This is a genomic window from Globicatella sp. HMSC072A10, assembly GCF_001811625.1.
In the GTDB taxonomy this organism is placed as follows: domain Bacteria; phylum Bacillota; class Bacilli; order Lactobacillales; family Aerococcaceae; genus Globicatella; species Globicatella sanguinis.
In genome coordinates this window covers 1-11,945 of record NZ_KV805690.1, presented here as the reverse complement: position 1 = coordinate 11,945, position 11,945 = coordinate 1, and the positions used below count along the sequence as shown (strand labels likewise).

Genomic DNA, 11,945 nt, shown 5'->3' with positions numbered 1-11,945 from the left:
TCTATAAATCCACACCAAAAAGTATAGAGCCTTTTTATTTTGTTGCATGGTGATTGAATCGTATAAGACGGTGAGGTTTAGATCTTATTTTAAACAATTTAACTTCTTACTCCCAAGCAAAGATGAATAAAGCGTTAAGATTAACGATACTAAAAATAAGTTCTTTAAGGAAAGAAGTGATGTTTTGATACGAAATTATGAATAATAATTAGCTTTTTTGTGTAAATTATTGAGTTTAGTTGCAACCAACGAAAAAATTAGTTAAAGTGAAACTAACGATAATGAATGGAGAATGTCTCATGCAATTTGATAAAAATAAAGTAAAAAGCTTAAATGATCCCCGATTAATTTCATCAGAACAAATTTTTGATGGACACATACTACAGCTTTATGTTAATCAATTAAAGTTAGAAAATGGCGCCATTGTTGAACGCGAAATTATTCACCATTTGCCAGCTGCGTGCATTTTGGCAACCGATGAAGATAAAGTGGTCTTAGTGAAACAATTCAGACCAGCGGTTGTAGCAGACATCTATGAAATTCCAGCTGGAATATTAGATTTCCAATCTGAATCTTTAGAACAAGCAATTGATGGAGCGAAAAGAGAATTAGAAGAAGAAACGGGCTATCAAGCAGAGCAGTGGCAAGAAGTTAATTCTTTTTATGTATCACCAGGATATTTAGACGAAAAGATTACTTTATTTCATGCAACAGGTTTAACAAAAGTTGAAAATCCACTGCCACAGGATGAAAATGAAAATGTGACAGTACACCAGTTTACTAAAGATGAAATTCGTCAAATGATGTCACAAGGCAAAATAGTCGATGTTAAAACACTTTATGCTTTACAATATTGGTTAGCAAAATAACAAATGGAAGTGATTAACATGTTTTTTAAACGCAAACAACAAAAAAATATTAACAAAGAAGAACATTCATCACCCCGAACTAATGATTTTTCTGAACAACTGTATCAAAATGTGTCAGATGAGAACGATTGGGATTTTTCTGAAAATTATCATCAAGATAGGGAAGATGTAAATCAAACATTGAATGGCGACTCTTTAAGACAGAACCATCATTATCCAGATAATAATGATGAGGATCGGTACATGGGCAATCATTATATGGCACCAGATGATGGACAGTCTTATAATAATCCTTCGATGATGCAAGATGATCACTATCAAGTGTATTATCAGGAAGAAGGTTATGAACCGATTGGCTCATCATCTAATACATATTATTCTGATGAATTGGCGCAAGATAATCCAGAGGTTAGAGGAAAACGAGCGAAGTACCATGCGAAAATCGATCAGTTTTTAACCAATGGTATCATCATTGTTGGTGTATTATTGTTAGCTGTATTATTAATTGCCTTTTTAGGCTAAACTATTTTTGAGGAGTAAACAGATGAAAATTGGAATTATTGGCGCAATGGAAGAAGAAATTCGCCTTATTAAAGCAAATTTATCAAAATTAAAAGAAATTACCCATCATCATGTAACCTTTTATCAAGGTTATTTGGAAAATCGAGAAGTGATTTTAGTTCAATCAGGTATTGGAAAAGTCAACGCTACCATTACGACAGTCCTATTGGTTCAACAGTTTAATGTCGATTTAATTATTAATACCGGGACGGCTGGTGGCGTGCATAAAGGCTTGAAGGTTGGGGATATTGTGATCGCGGATAGTTTAACTTATCATGATGTCGATGTTACTGGTTTTGGTTATGCAAAGGGTCAAATGGCTGGTATGCCGGCATTGTATTATCCGGATTTACAATATAGCCAATTAGCCAAAGAGGTTTGTCGTCAATTAGAAATTGAACCAATCTTTGGACAAATTGTTTCAGGTGATCAATTTGTTAATAGCCATGAAAAAGTGGCGCAAATTGCCGTTGATTTTCCTAAAGCAAAAGCTTGTGAAATGGAATCAACTGCTATCGCACAAACCGCTTATGTATTGAAAGTACCATTTGTCATTATCCGAGCAATTAGTGATGCGGGCGATGATGATGCAGCTATTTCATTCGATGAATTTGTGGTAGCAGCAGGTAAAGCTTCCGCACAAATTGTAATGAATTTAGTTATTAATATTGAATAAAGTAGCGCAAATCTTGACAAATTCAGTCAAGGTAGTGCTGATTCATTAAAAGTGCAGTGAGGCTAGGCATAAACTTGATAAATTTAAAATATTTTGCTGGTCAAGCATTGCAATCTAGTTACTATTTATGATACAATAACACTTGTGTAAAATAATGCAGCGTGAAAAAAGAAAGCGCGTCAACAGTTCAACCCTTATTAGGTCAATGAGTAACCGCGGCTGCAAAGGCGAAAATTGAAGTTGAAATGCACGCATTCGATTTTTCAAAAGGATTATTTTACTCCAAAACAACATAATTGGAGGAATTCATAATGTCAAGATATACAGGTCCAACATGGAGATTATCACGTCGTTTAGGTATTTCTTTAACAGAAACTGGTAAAGAAATCGCAAAACGTAACTATGCACCAGGTCAACACGGTAACCAAAGAAAGAAAATTTCTGAATATGGTTTACAATTACAAGAAAAACAAAAATTACGTCATATGTACGGCATGTCTGAACGTCAATTCTACACTTTATTCAAAAAAGCAGGTAAAATTAAAGAAGGTAAACATGGTGAAAACTTCATGTCATTACTTGAAACTCGTTTAGACAACTTAGTTTACCGTTTAGGTTTTGCTAATACTCGTCGTCAAGCTCGTCAATTAGTTAACCATGGTCATGTGACTGTTGATGGCAAACGTGTTGATATTCCATCTTACTTAGTAACACCTGGTCAAGTAATTGGATTAAAAGAATCTTCACAAGATTTAGCTTTAGTTAAAGAAAACTTAGAAAATACTGTTAGCCGTTTAGAATTTGTTTCATTTGATGCAGACAAATTAGAAGGTACTTTAACACGTTTACCACAACGTGCTGAGTTATCGGCTGAAATCGACGAATCATTCGTTGTTGAATACTATAACAAATTAGGTTAATCTTAATCTTAATTTACCACATAGAAATGTTGATATATCAATGTTTCTATGTGGTTTTTTTATTTGAATACGTTTTGAATACGTTATTGCTAGAATTGAATGTATTTTTCTAGTTCTTTGTCAAATGGTGTGGATCACGGAATTTGACAAAAAGCCCTTAATTAGAAAATTAAAATACTGCTTGATTTAAAGTTATTTTACTCTAGACAAATAAGTTATTTTGTGTTAGTTTTGTAACTAACAAGGGTAAGGTGATAGTATGTATGATTTATATTTTGAGGAAAAAATGATCAATCAAGAGAAATTTGTACACGATTATCTCCGTTTTGCCAAACCGGTAGACTTTTATATTAATTGGGATAATATGTGTACCTTGATTGTGAGAATTATTAATTTAACGGATGACAATTTTTATACTTTATTTCGTCATGAAACAAAAGATGGATTTGAACATAGTTTTGAGTTTAAAAAAATTTACTACAATAACAAAATTTATACTTATTATATTGGATATCTCTAAAAACGTAACAATACTGAGTCGAAAAATCCGACTTTAGTAGCATCTTCTTGACTATGAAAAACTAGTGATTTGTTATATAATTTAATTTGAGCGCATTTAATCCAACATGCGAAGAAAGAAGGTATATTATTGAAAGAATTACCAATTGGATTTATTGATTCCGGATTTGGCGGTTTAACAGTTGTTAAACAAAGTCTCAAACAATTACCAAATGAATCCATTATATACTTAGGGGATAGTGCTAGATGTCCTTATGGACCCCGTTCTTTAGAGGAAGTTAAGGAATTTATTTGGCAACTTACCCGTTTTTTATTAAATAAAGGAATTAAAATGTTAGTCATTGCCTGTAATACAGGAACAGCCGCTGCATTGAGTGAATTAAGAGAACAATTATCTATTCCTGTAATTGGTGTCATTCATGCTGGTAGCCGGGCAGCTATAAAGGAAACTCAAAATCAACGGATTGGCATTATTGGTACTGAAGGTACTATTAAATCCAATTTATATGAGAAAGTCATCTTAGAAAAAGCCGATTCCTTGAAAGTGATGAGTGTGCCAGTACCAGAGTTTGTTGCGATTGTTGAAGAAAATAAAATAAATGATCCTGAAACTGAAATAATTGTTGAAAAGCGTTTGAACATTTTTAAAGAAAAAGATGTTGATACTTTGGTTTTAGGATGTACTCATTATCCGATTATGAAAAAAGTTATTGGAGAATATATGGGCGAAGAGGTTCGCCTAATTGATTCTGGTGTTGAAACTATTAATGAAGTCAGTACCATGTTAGATTATTACAATATTAGCCGTTCAGCACATGACGCTAAAAATAGACCGGCTACGATTGAAGTTTATACTACCGGTGAAGAAGATAAATTTGCTGAGGTGGCAACCACTTGGTTAAATATGCCGAATCTAACAATTAAAAAATGTGAAATAGAAGGTGATCAAGTTGTCGAAGCTACTACTCGCGAGTCATAATAAAGGTAAAATAGCAGAATTTGCAAAATTATTTGAGGCTTTTAATATAGAGGTAACCTCATTATTAGATTATCCAGAAATCGAAGAAGTAGAAGAAACAGGGAGTACTTTTGAAGAAAATGCACGTTTAAAAGCTGAAACCATCGCCAATAGGTTAAATACAATGGTTTTGGCGGATGACTCTGGCTTATCTGTCGATGCATTAGAGGGTCGTCCAGGTGTTTTCAGTGCTCGATATGCTGGCGAACATGGTAATGATGCTTTGAATAACGAAAAGTTATTGAACGATATGAAAGGCAACAGTCATCGTGATGCACATTTTACTTGTTGTCTCGTATTAGCTCATCCAAAGATGCCATCATTGGTTGTAGAAGGTCAAGCTGATGGTATCATTTTAGAGGAAATAAAAGGAACTGAAGGATTTGGCTATGACCCACTTTTTTATGTGGAAAGTGAGCAGAAAACTTTTGCTGAACTGACAGCTGAAAGAAAAAATGAGATTAGTCATCGTGGTAAAGCGATCAAAAAATTGATGGCTGCAATGCCAGAATGGTTAGAGGAGTTGAATAGTAAGTGAAATGGTTAATTATAAGTGACAATCATGGTGGATGGTCAAAATTAAATAATTTAATCGAACATTATCGTCCAGAAGTGGAACTAATTCTTCACTGTGGAGATTCTGAGTTTCCAGCTGACGATCCTATTTGGGACAAGGTTGATGTGGTTGTATCAGGCAATATGGACTTTGATCCACAATACTTTAATCGCCGGATAGTTGAAAATTCAGCAGGAAATATACTGGTTGTTCATGGTCATCGAAATGGTGTGAATAGTGGTTATGAAGAATTATTAGCTGAAGCAAAAGATATCAATGCAAAATTTGTTTTTCATGGACATACTCACCAATTATATGCAGAATATGTTGATGGAGTGTTATTGATTAATCCGGGCAGTTTGAATCATTCTCGTGGACCAGTTCCATATAAAACCTATGCGATTTTGGAAATCACGCCAACGCAATATAAAGTAGAGTTCTACGATGATTCTATGAATTTATTAACCGATTTAACGAAAGTGTTTGAGCGTCAATGATTGATCCATTATTAGAAAAACAAATTGTGGACCCTATTGAAAAGTTATTAATACCAGCTGATAATGTAGCACATGTGTTAGATACCAATACTTTAAGTCACGGGATGTTAATTCTTTCGACTGTTAAATATTCCATGATTCCCGTATTATCAACTAAGTCAAAATTAATGGGATTGATTAATATGCCGATGATGATTAATGCTGTGACGACAGTAGAGGCGATTGAAATTGAAAAAATGGATCAAATATTAATACGAGATGTCATGGAAAAAGACCCTGTAACGATTGTTGAGGGCGAACCTTTTGAAAAGATCTTACACCGTTTAGTCGATCAAAACTTTATCTGTATGATTGATCATGAGGGTAATTTCAAAGGGATTATTACGCGACGAGAATTATTGAAACGAATCAATCATTTTTTACATGAAATATCCATTCCTGAAAAATCAAAAGAACTATTAGTGAAGCTAACACTTTCTGAGAATTTAATTTCTTAATTCACTATCTTCATACTTTATTCAAGATTTTTTCTTGATAGACTCAATCACATTTTTATTTGATTATGTTATAATGAGTGTATAGAAGAAAAAGAAAAGAGGGGTGGCTAATGAGCATGCATTTTTTTATAAAAGATATTTTTAAGCGTGTGCTTTTTGCTTCCATAATAGGGGGAGTGCTTTCTGTTATACTAACTGGACCGATTGCTGCCCAGGAAAATGGACATGACCCTCAATTAAATCAAACTTCACTACCTGCTATTTCAGGCACGTTTTCTGATTATATACCTTATTCTCAGTTTAATAATTATCAATATTCAGGATTTGGTAATAATTATGAGAGTCAATATACAATCTTAGAATATACTCCAGATGAAAATGGTCTCTTTCAAGTGGCTATTTTAATGAATGATCAAGCAATGGCTTATGTTTATCAACAGCGCAGTAATGGATTATATGAACTGGGTCATGTTGAGAATTATGGGGAAGTTCAAGATTTACGTTATTCTAACCTTGTGAATAGTGGTCAAGAATCACTTATTTTATCGAGTAATATGACAGTCGGTTATCAATATTATTCCGGCTATCATAATGAATATCTTCGAACTGTTAAGACAATTTTACCAACTTATGAGAAGAATGGTGTCATTTATCAGGAAGTGGTGGCAATTGAAGAAACAGGTTATGCTGATGGAAGTGCCACGTGGTATTACTTAGCACCAAAATATGGGATTATCTGTATTGAAAGAGTAGATAGTCAAGGCAATTCCATAGCTGAAACATCATTATATGAAGTTTATAACGATGTCTATGCACCATAATATTTTATGATATTAGATAAAAAGGGGTTAATGGTTTCAATAAACTATTCCCCTTTTTTAAATAGTGTAATCAAATTTTTTCATGAGTGTTTAAAAACGTTTGATAACATCAATTGAAAATTCATCATGATTTTGGTACAATGATTAAGTTCAAGTTGATTGAACATCATTTCGATTATATGAAGTTGTTAATGCAGTGTCACAATAGTTCGATTTGATTAAGTAAATACTAAAGATTTTTTGTAATGTCGCCGTAGTGTAATGGATATCACACAAGATTCCGGTTCTTGTGATGGGGGTTCGATTCCCTCCGGCGATGTATTATTTTTTAATGTTGGGCTTTAAAACATTGACAGATATGCTTTTGTAAATGTTATGAAAAGTGGGTCTTAGTGCTTTTTCCGAACCTATTTGGGCTAGAATAAAAATAGGATGAAAGGAAAGAAAAAAATGGGGAGAAATTTAAAAGATGATTTCATGATAGTGACTCCAACGGTCAAGGAATTAGAGGTTGAAGTCAAAGCCGAAACAGTCAAAGAGAGTTTGAACAATCTCAAGGGTATCTATATTAAGCCTAACCAATAAGTATCAAATTCAGTTAGAGACAATTATTTCTGTTGGATAAGTAAGCAAAAAGGGGAATCGAGTTTGAAAAGAGGTCAGTATCATCTATTAGTATATATTGCGATGTTAGCAGCACAAGGGGTGGTAATTGGTCTAATTGAACGCTTTATTCCATCACCATTCGCTTTTGCTCCTGGTGCAAAATTAGGATTAGCCAATTTGATTACGATTATTGCTATTTTTACCTTACCTAAAAAATATAGTTTTCAAGTTGTGGCTATTAGAATTTTATTAACTACTTTATTAGGCGGAACGTTATCTACTTTCATGTATAGTGCGGCTGGTGGCGTGTTGAGCTACCTTGTGATGATTTTAATTCAGTATTTAGGGCCTAAAAGAGTGAGTATTGTTGGAATATCGGTCATGGGAGGGATTGCTCATAATGTCGGGCAATTAGGCATGGCAGCAATTCTTGCACAATCTTGGGCAGTTTTAAATTATCTTCCGATTTTATCTATTAGCGGTATTCTAGCTGGTTTTGCGGTTGGTTTTGCCGGTAATTTACTTTTGCACAAAATCTCAGTCTTACGTGTTTATCATGATGATTTAATGCAATCTAAATCACAAATTAATTGGTTGACGATAAATGAATAAAGTGATGATATCAAGCCTGAGATATCATTACTTTTTTTTATTCAAAAACATATTTAAATATCAAGTATTTGAATAAGTATGTGAAAAAAACATCAAAACAGATTGAATCGCTATTTTGTTTGTGCTATAATTATCAAGGAATTATTTTGTGTATTAATTTTAGGAGGAAGTAAAATAATGGCTAAAGAGATCGTCATTGTTGGTGCTGGATATGCTGGGGTAGCTGCCGCTCAACAATTAGGCAAAACTTTTAAAAAAGATGAGTCGATTAACATTACCTTAATTGATAAGCATTCTTTCTTAACTTATATGACTGAATTACACGAGGTTGCAGGTGGAAGAGTAGAACCAGATGCAATTAAGTATGACTTACGTCGTTTATTCAAAAAGTATAAAAAAGTTGATTTAGTAACAGATACCATTAAATCTGTGAATTATGATACGAAAGAAGTATTAGGTGAACAACACACTTACAAATATGATTATTTAATCCTTGCTATGGGTGGGGAAGCTAACACTTATGGTATTGAAGGTGTTGAAGAACACGGTTTCACTTTATGGTCAATTGAAGCGGCAGAGCGAATTCGCGCGCATATTTTAAATGCTTGTTATCGTGCAGCGAGAGAACATGATGAAGTAAAACGTCGTGCCTTATTATCTTTCTTAGTTTGTGGTGCCGGCTTTACCGGTGTTGAAATGGTCGGAGAATTAGTGGATTGGGTTCCTCGTTTAGCACATGACTATAAGTTAAACCAAGAAGAATTCTCAATTCATTTATTAGATGTGACTCCAAATATTTTAAATATGGTAACAAAAGTTGAACAAGACAAAGCCATGAAATATTTACAAAAAGTTGGAGTAAAGACAACATTGGGCGATGGCGTCGTTAAAGTAGCTAATGATCATGTTGCATTGACGAGTGGTAAAACAATCCCAACTTATACAACGATTTGGGCTGCTGGTGTGCAAGCAAACACAGAAACAGCTGAATTTGGTATTGAAAAAGCACGTGCAGGTCGTTTAGTAGCTAACCAATATATGGAAGCTAAAGACCATGAAAATGTGTATGTTGTAGGTGACTTAGTTTATTATGAAGAAGCAGATAAAGATAACCAACCAGTACCGCAAATTGTCCAAGCAGCTGAACAGACTGGGCATACTGCTGCATTAAATGTGATTGCAGCCATTAATGGTGGCGAAAAACATGAATTCAAAGGAAAATATGATGGATTCATGGTATCAATTGGTTCTAAATATGGTGTAGCGTACTTGTATGATAAGTACCATATGAGTGGATTCTTCGCTATGTTATTAAAACATATTATCAATATTAAATACTTCTTCGATATTAGAAGTTTATATAATATGGTAACTTATACTCAACATGAATTCTTTGATATTAAGGATCGTCGTAATATCTTTGGTGGATTCTTGTCTTCAAAAGGTAATAACTTATGGATGATTCCATTACGAATTTTCTATGGTTCAATGTGGTTAATTGAAGGCTTGAAGAAAGTTTTTGGATTGTTCGGTGCAAATAGTTGGTTTGGAGATACAACGGTATTCCCGTTTGAATGGTTACAAGTTGCTGATGTGGCATCGGGTGCATCAGAAGCGGCCGAGGCTACTTCTGCAGCCTCTGACGTGGCGGCAACAGCAGCCGATGCTTCTCAAGCTGTGTTCAGCTTAAACTATGCTTATGGTGAAGAACCAATGTTAGTCTTTGATAAAATGCCTGATTGGTTTGCTTCTATCATGAAATTTATGATGCCGAATTTAGAAGTGGCTTTATTTATGCAAAAATTCATGTCAGTAGTGGAGTTATTAATTGGTTTAGCATTAATCGCTGGATTATTCACTTGGTTAGTAAGTGCAGGAACCGTTGTTTTAGTGGCAATGTTCTGTTTATCAGGTATGTTCTACTGGGTTAACATGTGGTTCGTTCCAGTTGCTATTGCTTTAATGAATGGATCAGGACATGCATTTGGTTTAGATTACTGGGTAATGCCATGGTTAGGTAAAATCTTTGATAAGTGGCTCTATGGTAAACCAAATCATATTTATAATGATAAATTTAAATAATTATGTTAAAGTTGAGAAGTAGAGAGTAATCTCGCTTTTCAACTTTTTTTTAGAAATGGAGTAAACAGTGTGGTTCATAAAATATGGGAATCATATCCAACGATTGAAAAAGCACTTTATGATGTGAAAAAATTGATGAAAAATTCGATAAAAGTGCCAATGGTTGAAGTTAATAATAAAATTTTGGAGTATATAGATGCCCCAGGCAAATATTTAAGATCTGGGTTAACGATTATGGTTGCCGATAATTTAGGTTTACCAATCGATCACGGCATTATTTCAGCTGCAGCGGGACTTGAATTAATGCATTTATCTACCTTAATACATGACGATGTGATTGATAAAGCGGATACTCGCCGTGGTGTAACCGCTATCCAAAAGGATTTTTCAAACAAAATTGCTATTTATGCTGGAGATTATTTGTTATCTCTTTCTGGTCGATTACTTGTTGAATCCAATTTAAAGATTAATCGAAATATGATTGATAATAAAGTGATTGAGCATATTTTAATTGGGGAGTTACGTCAGTTAATGAATCAAAATCGAGATGACATGACGATTCATGATTATTTAAGACAGATTAAAGGCAAGACCGCCACTTTATTTGGCTTAGCGGTGATGATAGCTGGGATTAAAGCAGAGTTACCAAGACGTGATCTGAAACGCCTTTATTATGCCGGTCAAATGATTGGGATGGCCTTTCAATTAAATGACGATTTAATAGATTACCATCAAGATTCAACAATCAGTGGCAAGCCTAGATTACAAGATGTACAAAATGGAATTTATACGGCGCCATATCTAATGTTAAAAGAGCAAGTAGATAATATTAGTGACTTGGAATATGAAGAATTACCCCGATTAATGAAAGAGTATCAAATATTTGATTCAGTTGAGGCAGTTATCACAAGTTATTTAAATAAGAGTTGGCATTATTTTGAGTTGGTCAATATTAATCCAACTAAGATTAAAGAGTTATTACGAAAATTAGATTACTAAAATATAATAGGGGTGGGTGGAAACTTGATAAATTCAGTCAAGTTTTTGCCCCTTTTCTATCAATCAATGGTTCATCTAAATTAAATTATATTTTAAAAGTAGTTTGATAGCTATTCAAGTATGTAAGGGAGTGCCACATGGGAGTGGGCAAGAAGTAGAAAATCAGTTGATTTTCACTTCGTCTGCCCACTCCCTTGTCCATTCCTTTTTTTATATATCGTTTTAGTTGAAGATTGGCAATCGCATCCAACTTTTTGTCCATCACCAGACTAAATTTAGTCTCAGTTTAGTTGTTAGATTTAAATTTTATCATAAGCAGATAAAAAGTTTAAAATCGTAATAAAGTCACATGTTTTTAGTAACTTTACTAAGTGAAGGTTAGTTTCAGATCGTTTTTTATTTTTAATATAGTTTAAAAATGGTGTTATATTAGACATAAATTCTGCTTTATTGTATAATTATGATGCGGTTTCAAATAGAACGCAAAAAAAGAAAGAGGGAATGATTATATGGAAATGAAAAAGTTATTACTTAAGAGCTCTTTATTATTAGGTTCTGTTTTCTTATTAACAGCATGTGGTTCAAATGAAACTACAGAAGAAACAACAGTTGCTGAAACAACTGCAGCTGTAGAAGAAACAACAGTTGCTGAAACAACTGAAGCAGTAGAAGAAACAACCGAAGCTGACTCAGAAGAAGAAACAACCGAAGC

General features: G+C 33.7%; 13 protein-coding genes, 1 tRNA gene and 1 pseudogene. All 15 read left to right on the top strand.

The window, feature by feature from the left end:
* Positions 1–299 precede the first annotated feature (299 nt).
* On the top strand, positions 300–869 hold the full coding sequence (locus HMPREF2811_RS04065) for an NUDIX hydrolase (protein WP_071408214.1): 570 nt from the start codon (positions 300–302) through the stop codon (positions 867–869).
* Between the two features lie 18 nt (positions 870–887).
* Complete coding sequence (locus tag HMPREF2811_RS04060; protein WP_071408213.1) at positions 888–1,391, top strand: hypothetical protein; 504 nt, start codon at positions 888–890, stop codon at positions 1,389–1,391.
* 22 nt (positions 1,392–1,413) lie between these two features.
* The gene (locus tag HMPREF2811_RS04055) at positions 1,414–2,106 is read left to right on the top strand and encodes a 5'-methylthioadenosine/adenosylhomocysteine nucleosidase (RefSeq protein WP_071408212.1); all 693 of its coding nucleotides are present in this window, start codon (positions 1,414–1,416) and stop codon (positions 2,104–2,106) included.
* A 311-nt stretch (positions 2,107–2,417) separates the two neighbouring features.
* Positions 2,418–3,026, top strand: coding sequence for a 30S ribosomal protein S4 (gene rpsD, locus HMPREF2811_RS04050; protein WP_066125221.1), 609 nt, complete (start codon positions 2,418–2,420; stop codon positions 3,024–3,026).
* Between the two features lie 649 nt (positions 3,027–3,675).
* Positions 3,676–4,524, top strand: coding sequence for a glutamate racemase (gene racE / locus HMPREF2811_RS04040; RefSeq protein ID WP_071408210.1), 849 nt, complete (start codon positions 3,676–3,678; stop codon positions 4,522–4,524).
* Positions 4,487–5,101, top strand: coding sequence for an XTP/dITP diphosphatase (locus tag HMPREF2811_RS04035; protein ID WP_246829807.1), 615 nt, complete (start codon positions 4,487–4,489; stop codon positions 5,099–5,101). The genes racE and HMPREF2811_RS04035 overlap by 38 nt, the downstream gene beginning before the upstream one ends.
* Entirely contained in the window at positions 5,098–5,616 is a 519-nt protein-coding gene (locus HMPREF2811_RS04030; RefSeq protein WP_071408208.1) for a YfcE family phosphodiesterase, read from the top strand. Before HMPREF2811_RS04035 ends, HMPREF2811_RS04030 begins: the two co-directional genes overlap by 4 nt.
* Positions 5,613–6,113: a cyclic-di-AMP-binding protein CbpB gene (cbpB, locus tag HMPREF2811_RS04025; protein WP_071408207.1), complete on the top strand. Its 501-nt coding sequence runs from the start codon at positions 5,613–5,615 to the stop codon at positions 6,111–6,113. Before HMPREF2811_RS04030 ends, cbpB begins: the two co-directional genes overlap by 4 nt.
* A 110-nt stretch (positions 6,114–6,223) precedes the next feature.
* Positions 6,224–6,934, top strand: a complete 711-nt coding sequence (locus tag HMPREF2811_RS04020) for a hypothetical protein (protein WP_071408206.1) — start codon at positions 6,224–6,226, stop codon at positions 6,932–6,934.
* 247 nt (positions 6,935–7,181) lie between these two features.
* Positions 7,182–7,253 (top strand) — tRNA-Arg (locus HMPREF2811_RS04015).
* A 113-nt stretch (positions 7,254–7,366) separates the two neighbouring features.
* Positions 7,367–7,519: a hypothetical protein gene (locus tag HMPREF2811_RS11540; RefSeq protein WP_210386541.1), complete on the top strand. Its 153-nt coding sequence runs from the start codon at positions 7,367–7,369 to the stop codon at positions 7,517–7,519.
* Positions 7,520–7,621: 102 nt separating this feature from the next.
* Positions 7,622–8,152, top strand: coding sequence for a Gx transporter family protein (locus tag HMPREF2811_RS04010; RefSeq protein WP_071408215.1), 531 nt, complete (start codon positions 7,622–7,624; stop codon positions 8,150–8,152).
* Positions 8,153–8,329: 177 nt separating this feature from the next.
* Positions 8,330–10,234 (top strand): FAD-dependent oxidoreductase, encoded by a 1,905-nt coding sequence (locus tag HMPREF2811_RS04005; protein ID WP_071408205.1) that lies wholly within the window; start codon positions 8,330–8,332, stop codon positions 10,232–10,234.
* A 69-nt stretch (positions 10,235–10,303) separates the two neighbouring features.
* Positions 10,304–11,233, top strand: coding sequence for a polyprenyl synthetase family protein (locus HMPREF2811_RS04000; protein ID WP_071408204.1), 930 nt, complete (start codon positions 10,304–10,306; stop codon positions 11,231–11,233).
* A 509-nt stretch (positions 11,234–11,742) separates the two neighbouring features.
* Positions 11,743–11,945: pseudogene (locus tag HMPREF2811_RS03995) on the top strand (hypothetical protein); the annotation flags it as partial.

Excerpts from the sequence above, each read along its gene's own strand:
- HMPREF2811_RS04065 (WP_071408214.1), top strand. The coding sequence starts at position 300 with ATGCAATTTGATAAAAATAAAGTAAAAAGCTTAAATGATCCCCGATTA.
- HMPREF2811_RS04060 (WP_071408213.1), top strand. The coding sequence starts at position 888 with ATGTTTTTTAAACGCAAACAACAAAAAAATATTAACAAAGAAGAACAT.
- HMPREF2811_RS04055 (WP_071408212.1), top strand. The coding sequence starts at position 1,414 with ATGAAAATTGGAATTATTGGCGCAATGGAAGAAGAAATTCGCCTTATT.
- rpsD (WP_066125221.1), top strand. The coding sequence starts at position 2,418 with ATGTCAAGATATACAGGTCCAACATGGAGATTATCACGTCGTTTAGGT.
- cbpB (WP_071408207.1), top strand. The coding sequence starts at position 5,613 with ATGATTGATCCATTATTAGAAAAACAAATTGTGGACCCTATTGAAAAG.
- HMPREF2811_RS04020 (WP_071408206.1), top strand. The coding sequence starts at position 6,224 with ATGAGCATGCATTTTTTTATAAAAGATATTTTTAAGCGTGTGCTTTTT.
- HMPREF2811_RS11540 (WP_210386541.1), top strand. The coding sequence starts at position 7,367 with ATGAAAGGAAAGAAAAAAATGGGGAGAAATTTAAAAGATGATTTCATG.
- HMPREF2811_RS04010 (WP_071408215.1), top strand. The coding sequence starts at position 7,622 with ATGTTAGCAGCACAAGGGGTGGTAATTGGTCTAATTGAACGCTTTATT.
- HMPREF2811_RS04005 (WP_071408205.1), top strand. The coding sequence starts at position 8,330 with ATGGCTAAAGAGATCGTCATTGTTGGTGCTGGATATGCTGGGGTAGCT.